Raw genomic sequence first — 17,809 nt, 5'->3', positions numbered from 1 at the left:
GCGCCCTTGTTGGCGCTTGCCGGGCAGGCTAGCTTGACTTGACGGTTTGCGCCGCGACAACATGCGGCAAACGTATAATTGGGGGAATTCCGGCGATGGCCGTGACACTGACGATCAATGGCAAGCCTGCCAGCTTCGATGTCCCGGCGGAAATGCCGCTGCTGTGGCTGTTGCGCGATGTGGCGCAGATGACCGGAACCAAGTTCGGGTGCGCGGCGGGCCTGTGCGGCGCGTGCAGCGTGCTGATCGACGGAACCCGCGCTTTCTCGTGCCAGACGCCAGCGGGCGATGCGCAGGGCAAGGCGATCACCACGATCGAAGGGCTGACCGAACAGCCCTTGGGCAAGGCACTGGTCACCGCATGGGACGAAGTCGATGTCGTTCAGTGCGGATACTGCCAGCCCGGCCAGATCGTCGCTGCAGCCTCGCTGCTCAAGGACAATCCCAAGCCTGATGATGCCGCGATCGATGCCGGTATGGCGGGCAACATCTGTCGCTGCGGCACCTATCCGCGCATCCGCACCGCCATTCACCGGGCAGCCGCCCTGCATGCCGGGGAGAAGGCATGATGCGCGCCAGTCGTCGCCAGTTCATCGCTGGATCGTCGCTCGCGGCCGGGGCGCTTGCCGTGCCGGTACTTGCCACGCACGCTGCCACGCCAGCGGCAAAGGCGCTGGCCGCCAACACCTGGCTCGGCGTGGGCCTTGATGGCAAAGTCACGCTGGCCTTGCCCAAGACCGAGATGGGGCAGGGCATCCTGACCGCCGTGACGATGATCGCTGCCGAGGAGCTTGCCGTGGCCCCCGCCGATGTGGTGGTCACATTGGCCGATGGCGACAAGGAGCGCTTTGCGCCGATCAGTCAGGAAACCGGCGGTTCCACTTCGATCCGCGAACTGTGGCAGCCCTTGCGCGAAGCCGGCGCCAAAGCGCGGGCGGCGCTGGTGCAGGCGGCTGCCGCGCAGTGGAAGGTTTCGGCAGCCGATTGCCACGCGTTCAACGGCGCGGTGGTGCATCAGGCCAGCGGCAAAGTGCTGCCCTATGCCGCGCTGGTCACTGCCGCCGCCGCAGCGCCACTGCCGACTGAGGCGCCGGTGCTGGGGGCCAGCGACTACAAGGTCATCGGCAAGCCGCATCGCCGACTTGATGGTGCGGCCAAGGCGCGCGGAAAGGCCGAATTCGGCATTGACGTGATCGTGCCTGGAATGAAGTTTGCCGCCATCGTCCAGTCGCCGGTATTCGGCGGCACGCTCGCCACCGCAAATGAGGCGGCCGCCAAGGCCGTGCCCGGCGTGGTCGCGGTGGTGAAGGTGTCCGACGCGCTCTATGTCGTGGCCGACAACACCTGGGCCGCAAAACAGGGGATCGCCGCCGCAGCGCCCACCTGGACCGCCGACGCGGCGCACAAGGCGACCACTCACGCGCAGATCACCGGCGCGGTGGCCGCTGCGCTCGAAAAGCCCGGCTTCGCCGCCGTCGACAACGGCGATCTGGCCAAGGCGCGGGCCGGGGCCAAGCGCACGTTCTCGGCCGAATACCATCAGGCCTTCCTTGCCCACGCGACGATGGAACCCGCCAATTGCGTGGCGCAAGTCAAGGATGGCGCCTGTACGGTGTGGACCGGCACGCAAGTTCCTTCGGTCGCGCGCGATGCTGCAGCCAAGGCGCTCGGCTTCGCGCTCGACAAGGTTACCGTCCACAACCGCCTGATGGGCGGCGGCTTCGGGCGGCGACTGGAAACCGACATGGTCGAACGCGCGGTCCAACTTGCTGCGAAGGTGCCATGGCCGGTCAAACTTATCTGGTCGCGCGAGGAGGACATCGCGCACGACTGGTACCGCCCGGCCTATGCCGATCGCTTCAACGTCGCGCTCGATGCCGAAGGCAAGCCGGTCGCGTGGGAGCACAAGATCGCGGGCTCGTCGATCATGGCGCGGCTGATGGGGCCCGCCTTCAAGGGTGTCGATGACGATGTGGTCGATGGTCTGACCGCGCCGCTCTATGAAGTGCCCGCGCGCAAGGTCACCTTCCAGCAGGCCGAAAGTCTGGTGCCGACCAGCTGGTGGCGCGGCGTGGGGCCATTGCGTACCGCTTTTGCGGTGGAATCGCTGGTCGACGAACTGGCGCACGAACTGGGCCGCGATGCCATCGAATACCGTCTGGCGCTGATCACCGATCCGCGCGCGCGCCACGCGCTCGAAACCGTCCGCGCGCTGTCGGACTGGAACACGAAGCAACCGGCTGGCACAGGTCTTGGCGTGGCGGTGATCCACAACTGGGACACGTACATGGCGGCCGTGGCGCAAGTCTCGGTGGGGGCGGACAAGCAGATCGTCGTGAAGAAGGTCACCGTCGCGGTCGATTGCGGGCAGGCGATCAACCCCTCGGGCATCCGCGCGCAGATCGACAGCGGCGTGCTGTTCGGCGGCTCGGCAGCGCTGTTCGGCGAAGTCACCTTCAACGGCGGTGCGGCCGAACAATCGAACTTCCACGACTACCGCGTTCTGCGCATGAACGAAGCGCCGCGCATCGAGACCACGCTGATCACCAGCACTGAAAAGCCAGGCGGCATGGGTGAACCACCGTGCGCGGTGATCTTCCCGGCGCTGGCCAACGCGGTGTTCGCCGCCACCGGCAAGCGGCTGCGTACGCTGCCTCTGCAAAAGGCGCTGGAGAGCGTTTGAGAGATAAGGGGAGGGGGATCTTCCCCTCCCGCCGCCCGAGCCGGGCGAAAGTGCCGAGGTGTCAGCGATGCGCCTATCAACACGGTACGGACTTGTCGGGATAGCGGCACTGGCGCTCCTGTCGTCGGTCCACTGGGTGCGCGACCACCACTGGCATTTTGGCCCCGTCGGCACCTATCTGCGCGGGGTCGCTCCCAACTTCGCCGCCGCCATCTCGATCAGCTTCGTGCTGTTGAGCGTCTGGACAGACCGACAACGCGGTGACGACTTTGTCGCGCTGCGGTTGCGTTTCCTTGTCTGCGCCGCGATCAGCGGAGCCGGGCTGTGCGGCTGGGAATTCGTGCAAATGTTGAACAACCGGCTGGTGTTCGACACGCAGGATCTTGTGGCGACGCTCGTCGGCATCGCGGTATCGGCCGGGCTGTTTCATGCGATCACCCCGCGCCGCCCCGATTGAAACCCCGTCAATCGCAGCGATGGACGACCCGGCGCCGTCCCTGCGTGCCTTGGTGCGGCCATAGTGTTGCGAAACAAGGCGAATGTCGTTGCAACATGAGTGGGGAATGATCGTGCCAGCAGTCGATCCCCCCGCGATTGTTCAACCAGCCTTGCCCGCGGACGTGCGGACGTTCGATCTGGCGCGGGTGCGACCGACCGTTCCGCCCGCTCCGGCTTGCGGCGATGACAGCGCGGGCGAGATCGTGGTCTGTGCCACCGACCAGAAGCGCTATCGCCTGCAACCCTTGCCGCAGACTTTTGCCCAGCCAACTCCGCCGATGGCGCGCATGGCTTTGGGCAATGGCGTGGTCGCCGACATTCACACCGATCAGCGCATGGTCGGTGGAACGCCGTCAAACCGCATCATGGTCGGGGTGAAGTTGCCGTTCTGAAACGCGATTGCCAACGCAAGAAGGGCCGCCCGGCGGTCCGGACGGCCCTGTGGCTGGTGGTTGGGGGGCGAGCCCGGTTGGTGTCAGATGTGGATGGCCTTGCCGCGCACGCCCATGGCGGCTTCCTTGAGCGCCTCGGAATGCGTCGGGTGCGCGTGGCAGGTATAGGCGATGTCCTCGCTGGTCGCGCCGAATTCCATGGCCAGCGCGGCTTCGGCGATCATCGTGCCGGCCACCGAGGCGATCGCCCAGACGCCCAGCACGCGGTCGGTCTTGGCATCGGCGATGACCTTGACGAAGCCGTCGGGCTCATGGTTGGTCTTGGCGCGGCTGTTGGCCAGCATCGGGAACTTGGACACCTTGATTTCGCCCAGTTCGCGGGCGGCTTCCTCGGTCAGCCCGACACCGGCGAATTCGGGTGCGGTGTAGACGACGCCGGGGATGACCGCGTGGTTGACGATGCCGGTAAGCCCAGCGATGTTTTCAGCCACGGCAATGCCTTCGTCCTCGGCCTTGTGCGCCAGCATCGGGCCCGGAACCACATCGCCGATCGCCCACACGCCATCGACCTTGGTGGCAAAGTCGTGGTCGGTTTCGATCTGGCCGCGTGCATTCACGGCAAGCCCGATCTTGTCGAGGCCGAGACCGTCGGTATGCGGACGGCGGCCAATGGCCACCAGCACACAATCGGCCTCGATGGTGGCTGCCTCGCCACCCTTGGATGGTTCGACGGTGAGCGTCGCCTTGCCGCCATCGACCGCAACGCCGGTCACCTTGGTGCCGAGCTTCAGGTCGAGGCCCTGCTTCTTGAAGATCTTGGCGGCTTCCTTGCGCACGTCGCCATCCATGCCGGGCAGCAACTGGTCGAGGAATTCGACAACGGTGACCTTGGCGCCCAGACGACGCCAGACCGAACCGAGTTCCAACCCGATCACACCGCCGCCGATGACGACGAGGTGGTCGGGCACCTTCTTCAGCGACAGCGCGCCGGTGCTGTCGACGATCACGCCCGCATCGTTGTCCACGGTCACGCCGGGCAGCGGTGTGACGCTGGAGCCGGTGGCGATCACGATGTTCTTGGCGGTGACCTTCTGGCCCGCGACGGTGACGGTGTGCGCGTCCTCGAACGCGGCATACCCCTTCAACCAGGTAACCTTGTTCTTCTTGAACAGGAACTCGATGCCGCCGGTCAGGCTCTTCACCGAGTCCGTCTTTTGCGCGAGCATGGCTTCAAGGTCGAGTTCTACCGGGCCGGTCTTGATGCCATAGCCCGCCATCGTACCGTTGGCGGCGTGGTCGTACAGTTCCGAGCCGTGCAGCAAGGCCTTGCTGGGAATGCAGCCGACGTTGAGGCAGGTGCCGCCGAGCGTCTCGCGCCCTTCGGCGCAGGCGGTCTTGAGGCCGAGTTGCGCAGCCCGGATCGCCGCGACATAGCCGCCAGGACCGGCGCCGATGACAAGAACGTCGTAATCGTATTCAGCCATGTTCGGCCTCCGTTGCGCTGGCACCCCTCGACAGGCTCAGGGTGAGCGGACTTGGCATTCAATTCACCAACAACCCCGGCTCATCCTGAGCTTGTCGAAGGATGCTGCACACCATCAGATCAAAGATCGATCAGCAACCGGGTGGGATCCTCGATCGCTTCCTTGATGGTCTTGAGTGCGGTAACCGCCTCGCGTCCGTCAATGATGCGATGGTCGTAGCTGAGCGCGAGATACATCATCGGACGGATCACGATCTCGCCGTTGCGGACCACCGGGCGGTCCTCGATGCGGTGCAGGCCGAGCACGGCGGACTGCGGGGGGTTGATGATCGGGGTGGACATCAGCCCTCCGAACACGCCGCCGTTGGAGATGGTGAAAGTGCCGCCGGCCATGTCGGCCATCGTCAGCGTGCCTTCGCGCGCCTTCTTGCCGTATTCGGCAATCGCCTTTTCAATGCCTGCGAACGACAGCTTGTCGACATCGCGCACCACCGGCACGACCAGCCCGTTGGGAGCCGAAACCGCGACCGAAATGTCGACGTAATCGAAGTAGACGATCTCGTCGCCCTGCATCTGCGCGTTGACCGAGGGAATGTCCTTGAGCGCCAGCACCGAAGCCTTGGCAAAGAAGCTCATCAGGCCAAGCTTGATGCCGTGCTTCTTTTCGAACACGTCCTTGTACTTGGCGCGCGCTTCCATCACCGCCGTCATGTCCACGTCGTTGAACGTGGTCAGCAGTGCGGCGGTTTCCTGCGCGCTCTTGAGCCGCTTGGCGATGGTCTGGCGCAAACGCGTCATCTTGACGCGCTCCTCGTTCCGCCCGGCGACTGCAGCTACGGGAGCAGCGGCAGGTGCGGCGACAGCGGCTGGAGCAGCCGGAGCGCCCTGCTTGGCGGTGGCGGCGGCGAGCACGTCTTCCTTGGTCAGGCGACCGTCCTTGCCGGTACCCTTCACCGTTGCCGGATCGATCCCGTATTCCAGCACCGCGCGGCGCACCGCGGGCGACAGCGCGATCGCATCGGTGTCACCGATGGCGGCGGGTGCAGCGGCGGCAGGTGCAGGAGCGGGAGCCGAAGCCACCGGGGCGGGCGCTGCAGCGGCGGGAGCGGCTGGAGCAGGTGCAGGCGTAGCGGCGGGAGCCGCCGCAGCGGCAGAGCCAGCGCTCTCGATCAATGCGATCAGCGCACCGACCAGAACCGTGTCGCCTTCCTTGACGATCAACTGGCCCAGAATGCCGGCGGCAGGCGCAGGTACATCGACCGCGACTTTGTCGGTTTCGAGACTGACGATCGGTTCATCGGCGGCAACTGCATCGCCGGGCTTCTTCAGCCATTGGCCGACGGTCGCTTCGCTGACGCTTTCACCCAGCGTCGGAACCTTGACTTCGATGGACATGTTAGCGGTTTCCTTGGGAAGAATGGGGGGCCTGCGCCCGGTAACGGTGGCTCAGGCTTTCTTCTTGCGGCGGATCTCGCCACGGACAGAGAGGGCAAGGGCGTTGCTGACCAGCGCGGCCTGTTCGGCAGCATGGCGCTTGGCAAGCCCGGTGGCGGGAGAGGCCGACGCGGAGCGACCGGCATAACGGGAACGGTGAACCTTCGCCTTGGCGGCCTTGAGCGATTCCTCGATCAGTGGTTCGACAAAGAACCAGGCGCCGTTGTTCTTGGGCTCTTCCTGGCACCACACCACATCTTCAAGCTGCGGCATGCGCGCCAGACGCAGTGCCAGCGGCTCACCCGGGAAGGGGTAGAGCTGTTCAAGGCGGATGATCTGGGTGTCGGTCAGGCCAGCGGCATCGCGCGCCTCGATCAGGTCATAGGCAACCTTGCCGCTGCACAACACCACGCGGCGGGTGTCGGCATCGGCCGCGCCGTTGGTGTCAGACAGGATGCGCTGGAAGTGGCCTTCGCCGATGAAGTCCGAAGCCACCGACTTGGCCAGCGCGTGGCGCAGCAGGCTCTTGGGAGTCATGATGATCAGCGGCTTGCGGAACGGACGGTGCATCTGCCGGCGCAGGACGTGGAAATAGTTGGCCGGGCTGGTGATGTTGCACACCTGCAGGTTGTCTTCGGCGCACAGTTGCAAATAGCGCTCGAGCCGGGCCGAGGAGTGTTCCGGACCCTGCCCTTCATAGCCGTGCGGCAGCAGCATCACGAGGCCGTTGGCGCGCAGCCATTTGGCTTCCGACGCGGCAATGTACTGGTCGATGACGATCTGCGCGCCGTTGGCAAAGTCGCCGAACTGCGCTTCCCACAGCACCAGCGTCTTGGGATCGGCGCTGGCATAGCCATATTCGAAGCCGAGCACGCCGTATTCCGACAGCGGGCTGTCGTGCACCTCGAAGCGGCCGTGCGGCAGCGTGGCGAGCGGAACGTACTTGTGCTCGTCGGTTTGATCGACCCACACGGCGTGGCGCTGGCTGAACGTGCCACGCCCCGAATCCTGCCCCGACAGGCGCACGTTGAAGCCTTCGGTGACCAGACTGCCATAGGCGAGCGCCTCGGCGGTTGCCCAGTCAAAGCCCTTGGACGTTGCGAACATCTCGCGCTTGGCATCGACGACGCGGCCCAGCGTCTTGTGGATGGTCAGTCCTTCGGGAACGGTGGTCAGCACGCGGCCAAGGCTGTCGAACAGCTTCTGGTCGATGCCGGTGGGCACGTTGCGGCGGGCGGTTACCGGGTCGGCGGGCTTGTTCAGCCCCGACCAGCGGCCACCGAACCAGTCGGCCTCGTTGGCCTTGTAGCTCTTGGCCGCTTCGAACTCTGCCTCGAGCGTGGCGACGAACCGGTCCTCGCTTTCGCCCTTCCAGTTCTTGTCGATCACGCCCTGTTCGGTCAGGCGGCTGGCATAGAGCGTGGAGATCGGCGGATGCTGACGGATCTTGGCGTACATCAGCGGCTGGGTGAAGCCGGGCTCGTCGCCTTCGTTGTGGCCAAAGCGGCGATAGCACCACATGTCGACCACCACGTCGCGGCCGAAGGTCTGGCGGTAATCGACCGCCAGCTTGCAGGCAAAGGTCACCGCTTCGGGATCATCGCCGTTGATGTGGATGATCGGCGCCTGCACACCCTTGGCGACGTCGGACGGATAGGGCGACCCGCGCGAGAATTGCGGGCTGGTGGTGAAGCCGATCTGGTTGTTGATGATGAAGTGGATGCAACCGCCGGTGTTGTAGCCCTTCACCCCCGAAAAGCCGAAGCATTCCCAGACGATGCCTTGCCCGGCAAACGCGGCGTCGCCGTGGATCAGTACGGGCAGCACCTGCTTGTGCTTGCCCTTGCCGATATCGTCGCGGAACACCTGCTGCGCGCGCGCCTTGCCCAGCACGACCGGGTCCACCGTTTCCAGGTGGCTGGGGTTGGGCTGCAAGCTCATGTGCACCTTGATGCCATCGAATTCGCGGTCGGTACTGGTGCCGAGGTGATACTTCACGTCGCCCGAACCGCCCACGTCTTCGGGATTGGCGGTGCCGCCCGAGAACTCGTGGAAGATCACGCGATAGGGCTTGGCCATCACGTTGGCGAGGATGTTCAGGCGGCCACGGTGGGCCATGCCGTAGATGATCTCGCGCACGCCCTTCGAGCCGCCGTACTTGATCACGGCTTCGAGCGCGGGGATCATCGATTCGCCGCCATCAAGGCCGAAACGCTTGGTGCCGACGTACTTGCGGCCAAGGAACTTTTCGTACTGTTCGCCGCGGATCACGGCGGCAAGGATGGCCTTCTTGCCCTCGGGCGTGAAGTCGATCGACTTGTCGCCACCTTCGATCCGGTCCTGCAGGAACTTGCGTTCCTCGACATCGGAGATGTGCATGAATTCAAGGCCGACCTTGCCGCAATAGTTCTTGCGCAGGATCGCCACGATTTCGCGCGGGGTCGACCATTGCAGGCCAAGCACGCCGCCAAGGTAAACCTTGCGGTCGAGCGCGGCGCCGATGATGCCGTGATACTCGGGCGAAAGATCGGCGGGCAGATCCTGCCGCGCCAGCCCCAGCGGGTCGAGGTCGGCGGCAAGGTGGCCGCGCACGCGATATGTGCGGATGAGCAGCATTGCCCGGATCGAATCGGCGGCGGCCTGTTCCAGCGCGGCTTCATCAAGCGCGGGCGCGCCGCCCTTCTTGGCCGCCTTGGCGATTTCCAGCTTCAACGCCATCGGGTCGAGCGCACGGGTGAGATCGTCGCCCGATGCGGCGTCGGTCACCGGCCAACGTGGCGAAGCCCATGATGGACCAGCTTGCGGACCTTCCTGAAGCAGATCCAGCTCGAACTCGTGCACGTCGTGACCCATCATTCACTCCTTTGCCCCCGGGGAGGGTGGGGCTTCGGAAACCTTGCGCAAGATGGCGCAAGGGGTACTTTCCCGAGGTGGCGAACATACTCGCCAATTCTTAACCACGCGGAACCGCTGCTGCCTGCGCACTTACGCGGTTCTTGCAAACGGGCCGCTCCGTTGGTCCCGTCCACGTTGACCCAAGCTGAACCGGGGCAAGCGGCGGCGGAGCGATCCGTTCGCAGGGGGGAACCGGCGAAGCGAAGCAGAACGCTCCGTCACCGGTTCCGACCCGATCAGGCGAGCGAGGGGTCGATGCCCTTGCACGCCACCAGCAGTTCCTTGACCGCATCGACCGAGACCTTGAGGCCGGCCTTGTCGGCTTCGTCCAGCTCGATCTCGATCACCTTTTCCACGCCGCCTGCGCCGATCAGCACCGGCACGCCGACGTAGAGGCCGTCAACGCCGTACTGGCCATCGACATAAGCCGCGCAGGGCAAGATGCGCTTCTGGTCGCGCAAATACGCTTCGGCCATCGCGATGCCCGAGGTGGCGGGCGCATAGAACGCCGACCCGGTCTTGAGCAGCGCCACGATCTCGCCGCCGCCCGAACGGGTGCGCTGCACGATCGCGTCGATCTTTTCCTGCGTCGACAGGCCCATCTTGATCAGGTCGGGCACGGGGATGCCGTTGACCGTCGAGTAGCGGACGACGGGAACCATCGTGTCGCCATGGCCACCGAGCACGAACGTGTTCACGTCCTTGACCGAGACGTCGAACTCATCGGCGATGAAGTGGCTGAAGCGGGCCGAGTCGAGCACGCCTGCCATGCCGACGACCTTGTGGGTCGGCAGGCCGGAGAACTCGCGCAGTGCCCAGACCATCGCGTCGAGCGGGTTGGTGATGCAGATGACGAATGCGTCGGGCGCGTTGTCGCGAATGCCTTCGCCGACAGCCTTCATCACCTTGAGGTTGATGCCGAGCAGGTCATCGCGGCTCATCCCCGGCTTGCGGGCGACACCGGCGGTGACGATGATCACGTCTGCGCCAGCGATGTCCTTGTAATCGTTCGAGCCAGTGATCTTGGCATCGAATCCTTCGACCGGGCCGCACTGCGACAGGTCGAGCGCCTTGCCCTGGGGCACGCCTTCCACGACGTCGAACAGGACGATGTCGCCCAGTTCCTTCTGGGCGGCGAGGTGTGCGAGCGTGCCACCGATGTTGCCGGCGCCGATCAGCGCGATCTTCTTGCGAGCCATGCTCTACGGTCCTTTCCCGTAAGTCGCGGGACAAGAGGTCAAGCTACCGCCGTCGGCACTCCTCCTCGCGCCCCGCGTGACGGGAAGGGATCGGGCGGCTCAGGGTCCGTAGGCCTGTAAAATGACGATTGCAAGGCGCAAAAACCGCAGAAATCCGGGTTTATTTGATAACAGTTCGCAATATCAAGGGCGGTCCGGCAAGGCTTTGCCGCGCGAAGTCCCCAACGGCAAACGGTCGCCGTTTGCAGCGTGGGCGTGGCCGGGGTGTTTGGGTAATGGGTTCGATCCATCGCCGACGTGGTTTAGATTTGCAAAGTTACGCGGCTTGACGACTCAGCGCTGCACCCGCCGGGCGCGACCATCCAGCAGGCGGCTGACCCCGATCCACCAGCGCGCTTTTTCGAAGTCACCGGCCGCCTGCGCACTGTCTGCGCTCGCCGCGGCATGGGCGGCGGCCGACAGGCCGTGGCTGCCGAACAGGCGCAAGGCGGCTTCGAGCATGGCATCGTCGCCGGTCCAGTGGGCGGGCGCGGCGCGGCGGTTGGCGTTGTCGTTGACCGCGCGCAATTGCCATCCGCGCGTCGGCCGCACGAGGCAGGGCGACACGATTCCATAGCGGGGGGCGAAACGCAGCATCGACAGATCCTTCCTTGCGGTCGGGCACCGGACCTGCGTGCTGGCACAAGGGTCCGACGCAGCCGACCTCGTCGGAAACCGCATTAGGCCCGTCTGCGTGAACACCCTATGAGGCGTTACAGTAAAGAGCCGGATAACGATGTGGGGGGAATAGCGCGTTGATTCACTATGTTGCGCTGGTTCATCCGCCAGGCTGAGCGATCCATTTGCCCGCGTTCTCGAACGCCGGGTTGGCGAGCGGGGCGCCCGAACCGCTCTTGGCCGCCTCGGGCGAGGCCGGCGCGCGCAAGGCCGCATCGCCGCCCCGTTGCTGCCATTGCGGCGCATACGCCGGGCCGACGGCATGGGGTAAAGGTTGCTGGCCGAAGGCGGCACCGGACATCAGGGTACTGCTTGGGCTGCCGCTGGCCTGCGTCTGGCGCAGGGCCGCGATACGCCCGGCCTCGAACGCCTGCTCCAGCGCAACCGGATCGGCAATATCGGCTATGGCCGGGGTCCAGGTGCGGGGATGCGGTGCGGCCAGCGGCTCGCCACCGCTGTAGGCCACGGCAAAGCTGTCGGCGCGTCCGGCGCGTCCAGTCCAGCTATAGAAGCGGTGCGCGCCGATCGTGCCGACAAAGCGCAGGCTGTCGGCCCAATAGGGATGCACGGCGGTGGTGTGGTAATGCGTGGCAAGGCCGACCGGGGCATAGACGAAGCCCGCCAGCGCCTGTTCCGCCACGCGCCGCGCGCGGTCCCAGAACTGGCGAACCGGCGCGCGGGCCAGCGCGCCGTCGCAGGCAAAGCTGAACTGGCAGCCGGGCCGCTCCGACCCCTGATAGACCACGCCGCACACCGTCTTGGGGAACGCCGGATGGCTGACACGGTTGAGCACGACTTGCGCCACCGCTCGCTGGCCGCCGTCAGGTTCGCTGGCAGCTTCGTAATAGATCGCGGCAGTCAGGCATTGCAGCGCGCGCCACTGGTCCTGTCCGCTGCCGCGCAGGAACAGGGGGCGCGCGGTGGGATTGTCGAACGCGCCCGAAGCATCGGGCACCGGGGCGGGCGCATCGTCACCGTGGATCGTGGCGAGGTTGCGCTTCCACGCCGCTTCGGCCGCATCGGGGCTGAGCAGGCCGGTGTCTTGCGGCGAAAGATAATAGAACGCCGATCCGGGAAAGCTGTCGCCGGGTTGTTCAAATGGCTGCAAGCCCGCGATGCGTTCGTGTGCGGCGGCGGCATCGATCCCGCCGGGATTGCCCCAGCCGATCACACCCAGCACCAGCGCCAGCGCGCCGATGGCCGCCACGCCGCCCAAACGCTGCCGCCAGATCGAGGCGCGGTTGAGCATTCGGCGTACCGACACCACGTCGCGCGTGCGGATGCGCGCGGTGAATTCACGCGGGGCAAAGGGATCGGCCAAGGGCAGGGGCTGCCGCTGATCCTGCTGCGGAGCAAGAGACAGCGAGTCGCTTGATGTGATCTCGCCGGGCGCGGTTATTCCTGCCGCATCACGCACGAGGTGCGGCGGCAGGATGACCGGTCGATAGGCGATTTCCAGCGGCATCGGATCCTTACGCGCGCTCCTGTTCATGATTGCGCTAGCGCAGGCCCGCATCGGGTGCATCCAGCCATTCCGTCCCGTCCCGCTACGGCACACAGGGTTGCTGGGCGGTTAACCGTACCCCGCGCCGATTGCGAGCGGAAGCAGGGGCTTGCCCGATGGTGCAGGCGGCGCTAACGACCCTCCCGACGCCACCGGTGCCCCTTAACGGGGGCTAAGAGGGAATTCGGAGAAGTCCGCCAATCGGACCTTGACCGAAGCTGCCCCCGCAACTGTGCCCGATAGCGCCCTGTCCATATGCCACTGGCGCAAGCTGGGAAGGCGGGCAGGGAGCGATGACCCGGGCGAGCCAGGAAACCTGCCGGTGTGTGGTCGTTCCGCGGCCGGGCGGGGTGTACCGGGCGTATGCGTGATGGTGCGTGCCAGCTAAGGCCCCGCGCACCCTCTCGCCATGGACGGCAAACGTCCATGGGCCGGGAGTTTGACGCATGAAGTCCATTTTGCTTGCCGCCACAGTCCTGTCCGCCACCGTTCTGACTGCCTTTGCCAGTCCCGCGCTGGCTGAAACGACCGACAGCGTTCTGATTTCCGACACGATCCGTCCAGAAGCAATCACCGTCCTTGCCACCGGCAGCGCGCTGAGCGTCGACAAGGCCGGCCAGCCCGTCACGGTGGTGACTGCCGCCGATCTCGACCGCGTGCAGGGCCTCGACATCACCCGCGCGCTCGCGCTCGTTCCCGGCCTGTCGCTCAGCCGCAACGGCGGCCCCGGCGCGTTCACCGGCGTGCGCCTGCGCGGGTCGGACAGCGAGCAGGTGCTCGTGCTGGTCGACGGCTTGCGGGTGGAGGACGTGTCCGGCCCTTCGGGCGGGTTCGACTTCGGCACGCTGACGCCGGGCGGGATCGACCGGATCGACGTGCTGCGCGGCTCGAACTCGGTGGTCTGGGGCAGCGCGGCGATCGGCGGCGTGATCGCTGTCAGCAGCGCCGACCTCAACGGCGTCCGCGCCAGCGCCGAAGCCGGATCGCACGGCAGCTATGCAGGGGATGCAGCAGCGGGGATCAAGCAGGAACGCTATGCGCTGACGCTCAGCGCCGGGCTGGCGGGCACCGACGGCGTTTCGTCCGCCGCTTCCGGCACCGAGGGCGACGGGTTCCGCCAATGGCGCGTCGGCGGCAAGGGACGCTATGCGCTGACCGACACGCTGTCGCTGGTTGCTACCGGCCGCTATGCCGATACGCACACCGATATCGATGGCTATCCTGCCCCGACTTACACATTCGGCGATACGCCCGAATACCAGATCACGCGCCAGTTCTCGGGACGCGCCGGGGTGCAGTACCGCGACGGTGGCCTGACGGTCGACGCAGGCTATGCCCACGCCCAGACAGCGCGCGACTATTACGACCCGACCTATGGCAGCGACGTGCAGTACGGCTATCGCGGCTATAGCGAACGGGCCGACTTGTCCGCGCACGTGCCGTTGCCGCAAAATCTGTCGCTCAATGTCGGGGCCGACAGCGAATGGACGCGCTTTCAGTCGACGTATGACGCCCGCCAGCGCGCACGACTGACCAGCGGTCATGCGCTGCTGACCTGGGACAACGGCACCGCCTTGCTTGCCGCTGGCGCGCGCGTGGACGATCACAGCCGCTTCGGTACCAACTGGACGTTCGGGGCCAACGGCTCGGTCGCGGTGGCGCAAGGCCTGCGCCTGCGCGCCAGCTATGGCGAGGGGTTCAAGGCGCCGACCCTGTATCAACTGTTCAGTGATTACGGCAACGGCGCGCTCGTGCCCGAACGTTCGCGCAGCTATGACGCGGGGATCGAGTGGGCGAGCAGCAACGGTTTGGTACACGCCACCACCACGCTGTTCCGCCGCGATACGCGCAACCAGATCGGCTATGTCTCGTGCTTCTCGGTCAGCAATGCCCTGTGCAACGATGGCCGCTATGGCTTCTATGACAACGTCGGCAAGGCTCGCGCGCAAGGCGTTGAAGCGGAATTGACGGTGAAGCCGGTCGAAACTGTCAAGGCGGCCGTGGTCTACACGTATCTTGAGGCGACCAACCGCACGCCCGGCGCGGCGACCTTCGGCAAGGATCTGGCGCGCCGCCCCCACCACAGCCTGACGACCACGCTCGACTGGACGACGCCGCTGCGCGATCTTGCGCTCGGGGCTGATGTCACGGTTCGCTCGGCCAGCTATGACAACGCCGCGAACACCGTGCGTCTGCAGCCCGGCGTACTGCTGGCGCTGCGGGCGAGCCTGCCGGTGGCCAAGGGCGTGGAAGTCTATGGCCGGGTCGAGAACCTGCTCGATCAGAACCGTCCGACGGCGGCGGGCTATGGCACTTGGGGCCGCGCCGCGTTCGGTGGTCTGCGGGTGCGCTATTAACCCGCCACACGCCACGCGCGCCCGGCATCGGCGGGGCAAGGGGAGGGGGCTGCTGGCCCTCTCCCTGCTGGCGATCTGTCCGTTGCAAAGCGGTTGCGCCCCACAGTCTCAGGCCGAGGTTCCGCAAGCCAAGGTTGCCCACTCGCGCCCCACTATCGTCTCGCTGAACCCCTGTACCGACGCGATTCTGGCCGAAGTCGCCGACCGGTCGCAAGTGCTGGCGCTGTCGCACTACAGCGCCGATCCGCGCGCCTCATCGCTCGATCCGGCGGTGGCGCGGCGCTTTGCCTTTACCCGTGGCACGGTCGAGGAAGTGCTGGCGCTGCGGCCCGATCTGGTCGTCGATGGCAGTTTCATCGATCCGGCAACCGCTGCGGCCTATCGACGGCTGGGGCTGCGACTGGAAACCTTCGGTATGGCCGCCAACGTGCCCGATGCCCGCGCGCAAGTACTGCGGCTGGCGGCGCTGGCCGGGCATCCCGAACGCGGTGCGGCGCTGGTGGCACGGATCGACGCGGCGCTTGCTGCAGCCAAGCCCACGCCGGGCTCACCGCCGGTCGCCACGCTGATGTGGGAGCCGGGGGGGATCGTGCCCGGCGATGCCACCTTGATCGCTGACCTTATGCGTCATGCAGGGCTTGCCAACTTTGCCGCCGCGCGCGGGCTTGGTCAGGGGCAGCAACTGCCGCTGGAGCGCGTGCTGGCCGATCCGCCGCAATTGGTCATCACGGCCGGGGCCGACCGCGCGCTGGCGCATCCGGCGCTGGCCCACCTGACCGGAACACGCCGCGCCCGCTTTGCCCCTGGACTGCTCTATTGCGGCGGCCCGACGATCATCCGCGCCGCCGCGCAGCTTGCACAAGTGCGCCGCGCTTATGACGCAGGGTCGCAATGAGCCGATTGAACGGCAATCTCGCCCTGTTGCTGTTGCTGTTGCTGTTGCTGGCCGTGCCACTGGCGCTGATGGCGGGGCAGGTGTGGATCGACCCGCTGGGCTCGCCGGTGCGCCATGCCGTGCCGATCCTGATGGAACTGCGCCTGCCGCGCACACTGCTGGCGGCGGTGCTGGGCGCAGGGCTTGGCGGAGCGGGTGCCGCGATGCAGGGCTATTTGCGCAACCCGCTGGCCGACCCCGGACTGTTCGGCGTCGCACCGATGGCGGCGCTTGGCGCGGTCCTGTCGTTGTTCACCGGCTATGCCGCGCAAGAGTTCCTTCTCCCTGCCTTCGCGCTGGGCGGCGCGGCGCTGGGCATGGCCTTGCTGGCGCTGATCGCCGGGCGTGAGGGCGGACTGGCCCTGTTCACGCTGGCGGGGATGATGATCGCCAGTCTGGCCGGCGCGCTGACCAGCCTTGCCATCAGCCTGTCGCCCAATCCCTTTGCGATGAGCGAGATTGTGACCTGGCTGATGGGCGCATTGGCCGATCGCGGCTGGCACGAAGTGGCCATCGCCACACCGCTGACGCTGGCCGGGCTTGCGCTGCTCGTGCTGGCCGGGCCTGCGCTCGATGCGCTGACGCTGGGCGAGGCGGCGGCCCGCTCGCTTGGCGTGCGCCACGGGCGGTTGCAGGCGCTGATGATCGCGGGCGTCGGGCTGGTGGTCGGCGGCGGGGTGGCGGTGGCGGGCATCGTCGGCTTTGTCGGACTGGTGGTGCCGCATCTGGTGCGCCCATGGACCGACCAGCGCCCTTCCGCGCTGATCGCGCCGAGCGCGCTGGCGGGTGCTTTGCTGGTCGTGGTGGCCGATGCGCTGTGCCGTCTGGTGCCGCTGCAAGGCGGCGAATTGCGACTGGGCATCGCGCTGAGCCTGATCGGCGCACCCTTCTTTCTGCGGTTGCTGGTGCAGCTGCGGCGCGAGATCGCATGATGCAACTGGAAGCGCGCGCCCTGTTCGTCCGCAACCGGCTGCACGAGGTGGACTTTGCCCCGGAGCCGGGCCGGGTCACCGCCATCCTTGGTTGCAACGGGGCGGGCAAGTCCACGCTGCTGACCGCCATGGCCGGACTGCTGCCGGGCAGGGGGACCAACGCCGTGCGGCTCGATGGCAGGCTGCTGGCGCGATGGAGCGCGCGCGACCGTGCCCGGATCATCGGCTATCTGCCGCAAAGCGCCGAAGTGGCGTGGAACCTGTCGGTCCGCACGCTGGCCGGACTGGGGCGCCTGCCGCATCGGGCAGGCCTGGCAGTGGATGAACAGGCCGTCGCGGCAGCGCTGAAAGCGCTGGACCTGACCCACCTTGCCGATCGCGCGGTGCATACATTGTCGGGAGGTGAGCGCGCCCGCGCCTTGCTGGCGCGCGTGCTGGCGGGCGAACCGCACTGGATACTGGCCGATGAGCCGGTCGCCAGTCTCGACATGGCGCAAGCCCGCGCGCTGCTGCTGCGGCTGCGCGCACTGGCACATGACGAGGGGCGCGGCGTGTTGGTCGTGCTCCACGATCTGGCGCAGGCTATGAACCACGCCGATGCGGTAATCGTGCTCGACCATGGCGTCGTTGTGGCGCAGGGCCCGCCCGAACAGGCGCTGACTGCTGGCTTGATCCGCATGGTCTGGGGCGTCGACGCGCAATGGCTGGGCGAACCTGGTGCAAGGGCGTTGGCGGTCGGGGAGGCATGATCCGCTGAAGGATCGTCGCGCGGAAGGCACGC

At 66.5% G+C, this 17,809-nt stretch carries 14 protein-coding genes and 1 riboswitch; of the genes, 8 read left to right on the top strand and 6 right to left on the bottom strand.

Annotation, left to right across the window (positions count from 1 at the left end; translation table 11 throughout):
• Window positions 1–95 precede the first annotated feature (95 nt).
• The 4 genes from LDN95_RS11505 to LDN95_RS11490 all read left to right on the top strand — a co-directional run bounded on the left by LDN95_RS11505 (window position 96) and on the right by LDN95_RS11490 (window position 3,573).
• A complete protein-coding gene (locus LDN95_RS11505; RefSeq protein ID WP_226017819.1) occupies window positions 96–569 on the top strand; it encodes a (2Fe-2S)-binding protein in 474 nt (157 codons plus the stop codon).
• Window positions 566–2,683 (top strand): molybdopterin cofactor-binding domain-containing protein, encoded by a 2,118-nt coding sequence (locus LDN95_RS11500; protein WP_226017818.1) that lies wholly within the window; start codon window positions 566–568, stop codon window positions 2,681–2,683. Before LDN95_RS11505 ends, LDN95_RS11500 begins: the two co-directional genes overlap by 4 nt.
• A 67-nt stretch (window positions 2,684–2,750) precedes the next feature.
• Window positions 2,751–3,140, top strand: coding sequence for a hypothetical protein (locus tag LDN95_RS11495; protein ID WP_226017817.1), 390 nt, complete (start codon window positions 2,751–2,753; stop codon window positions 3,138–3,140).
• 106 nt (window positions 3,141–3,246) lie between these two features.
• Window positions 3,247–3,573, top strand: coding sequence for a hypothetical protein (locus tag LDN95_RS11490; protein ID WP_226017816.1), 327 nt, complete (start codon window positions 3,247–3,249; stop codon window positions 3,571–3,573).
• Between the two features lie 83 nt (window positions 3,574–3,656).
• Here LDN95_RS11490 and lpdA read toward each other — a convergent pair whose 3' ends face one another.
• The 6 genes from lpdA to LDN95_RS11460 all read right to left on the bottom strand — a co-directional run bounded on the left by lpdA (window position 3,657) and on the right by LDN95_RS11460 (window position 12,793).
• Window positions 3,657–5,057: a dihydrolipoyl dehydrogenase gene (gene lpdA, locus LDN95_RS11485; protein WP_226017815.1), complete on the bottom strand. Its 1,401-nt coding sequence runs from the start codon at window positions 5,055–5,057 to the stop codon at window positions 3,657–3,659.
• A gap of 119 nt (window positions 5,058–5,176) precedes the next feature.
• Window positions 5,177–6,451, bottom strand: a complete 1,275-nt coding sequence (odhB, locus tag LDN95_RS11480) for a 2-oxoglutarate dehydrogenase complex dihydrolipoyllysine-residue succinyltransferase (RefSeq protein ID WP_226017814.1) — start codon at window positions 6,449–6,451, stop codon at window positions 5,177–5,179.
• 51 nt (window positions 6,452–6,502) lie between these two features.
• A complete protein-coding gene (locus tag LDN95_RS11475; protein WP_226017813.1) occupies window positions 6,503–9,343 on the bottom strand; it encodes a 2-oxoglutarate dehydrogenase E1 component in 2,841 nt (946 codons plus the stop codon).
• A 278-nt stretch (window positions 9,344–9,621) separates the two neighbouring features.
• On the bottom strand, window positions 9,622–10,584 hold the full coding sequence (mdh, locus tag LDN95_RS11470) for a malate dehydrogenase (RefSeq protein ID WP_226017812.1): 963 nt from the start codon (window positions 10,582–10,584) through the stop codon (window positions 9,622–9,624).
• A gap of 333 nt (window positions 10,585–10,917) precedes the next feature.
• Window positions 10,918–11,220 (bottom strand): hypothetical protein, encoded by a 303-nt coding sequence (locus tag LDN95_RS11465; RefSeq protein WP_226017811.1) that lies wholly within the window; start codon window positions 11,218–11,220, stop codon window positions 10,918–10,920.
• Window positions 11,221–11,401: 181 nt separating this feature from the next.
• On the bottom strand, window positions 11,402–12,793 hold the full coding sequence (locus LDN95_RS11460) for a cell wall hydrolase (protein WP_226017810.1): 1,392 nt from the start codon (window positions 12,791–12,793) through the stop codon (window positions 11,402–11,404).
• Between the two features lie 148 nt (window positions 12,794–12,941).
• Window positions 12,942–13,144, top strand: a riboswitch (cobalamin riboswitch).
• 107 nt (window positions 13,145–13,251) lie between these two features.
• Between LDN95_RS11460 and LDN95_RS11455 the strand changes: the two genes are divergently transcribed.
• From LDN95_RS11455 to LDN95_RS11440, 4 genes are read left to right on the top strand one after another with little or no spacing between them, the layout of a single operon-like run.
• The gene (locus tag LDN95_RS11455; RefSeq protein ID WP_226017809.1) at window positions 13,252–15,162 is read left to right on the top strand and encodes a TonB-dependent siderophore receptor; all 1,911 of its coding nucleotides are present in this window, start codon (window positions 13,252–13,254) and stop codon (window positions 15,160–15,162) included.
• Window positions 15,113–16,057: an ABC transporter substrate-binding protein gene (locus tag LDN95_RS11450; protein ID WP_226017808.1), complete on the top strand. Its 945-nt coding sequence runs from the start codon at window positions 15,113–15,115 to the stop codon at window positions 16,055–16,057. The genes LDN95_RS11455 and LDN95_RS11450 overlap by 50 nt, the downstream gene beginning before the upstream one ends.
• The gene (locus LDN95_RS11445) at window positions 16,054–17,028 is read left to right on the top strand and encodes an iron ABC transporter permease (protein WP_226017807.1); all 975 of its coding nucleotides are present in this window, start codon (window positions 16,054–16,056) and stop codon (window positions 17,026–17,028) included. Before LDN95_RS11450 ends, LDN95_RS11445 begins: the two co-directional genes overlap by 4 nt.
• On the top strand, window positions 17,028–17,777 hold the full coding sequence (locus tag LDN95_RS11440) for an ABC transporter ATP-binding protein (protein WP_226017878.1): 750 nt from the start codon (window positions 17,028–17,030) through the stop codon (window positions 17,775–17,777). The genes LDN95_RS11445 and LDN95_RS11440 overlap by 1 nt, the downstream gene beginning before the upstream one ends.
• Window positions 17,778–17,809: the final 32 nt, after the last annotated feature.

It is taken from the genome of Novosphingobium sp. FKTRR1, from assembly GCF_020404405.1.
In the GTDB taxonomy this organism is placed as follows: Bacteria; Pseudomonadota; Alphaproteobacteria; order Sphingomonadales; family Sphingomonadaceae; genus Novosphingobium.
This window is presented reverse-complemented; position numbering and strand designations above follow the sequence as displayed.

Bases quoted from the DNA above. Each gene is read 5' to 3' on its own strand.
- LDN95_RS11505 (WP_226017819.1), top strand. From the start codon at position 96: ATGGCCGTGACACTGACGATCAATGGCAAGCCTGCCAGCTTCGATGTC.
- LDN95_RS11500 (WP_226017818.1), top strand. From the start codon at position 566: ATGATGCGCGCCAGTCGTCGCCAGTTCATCGCTGGATCGTCGCTCGCG.
- LDN95_RS11495 (WP_226017817.1), top strand. From the start codon at position 2,751: ATGCGCCTATCAACACGGTACGGACTTGTCGGGATAGCGGCACTGGCG.
- LDN95_RS11490 (WP_226017816.1), top strand. From the start codon at position 3,247: ATGATCGTGCCAGCAGTCGATCCCCCCGCGATTGTTCAACCAGCCTTG.
- lpdA (WP_226017815.1), bottom strand. From the start codon at position 5,057: ATGGCTGAATACGATTACGACGTTCTTGTCATCGGCGCCGGTCCTGGC.
- odhB (WP_226017814.1), bottom strand. From the start codon at position 6,451: ATGTCCATCGAAGTCAAGGTTCCGACGCTGGGTGAAAGCGTCAGCGAA.
- LDN95_RS11475 (WP_226017813.1), bottom strand. From the start codon at position 9,343: ATGGGTCACGACGTGCACGAGTTCGAGCTGGATCTGCTTCAGGAAGGT.
- mdh (WP_226017812.1), bottom strand. From the start codon at position 10,584: ATGGCTCGCAAGAAGATCGCGCTGATCGGCGCCGGCAACATCGGTGGC.
- LDN95_RS11465 (WP_226017811.1), bottom strand. From the start codon at position 11,220: ATGCTGCGTTTCGCCCCCCGCTATGGAATCGTGTCGCCCTGCCTCGTG.
- LDN95_RS11460 (WP_226017810.1), bottom strand. From the start codon at position 12,793: ATGAACAGGAGCGCGCGTAAGGATCCGATGCCGCTGGAAATCGCCTAT.
- LDN95_RS11455 (WP_226017809.1), top strand. From the start codon at position 13,252: ATGAAGTCCATTTTGCTTGCCGCCACAGTCCTGTCCGCCACCGTTCTG.
- LDN95_RS11450 (WP_226017808.1), top strand. From the start codon at position 15,113: ATGGCACTTGGGGCCGCGCCGCGTTCGGTGGTCTGCGGGTGCGCTATT.
- LDN95_RS11445 (WP_226017807.1), top strand. From the start codon at position 16,054: ATGAGCCGATTGAACGGCAATCTCGCCCTGTTGCTGTTGCTGTTGCTG.
- LDN95_RS11440 (WP_226017878.1), top strand. From the start codon at position 17,028: ATGCAACTGGAAGCGCGCGCCCTGTTCGTCCGCAACCGGCTGCACGAG.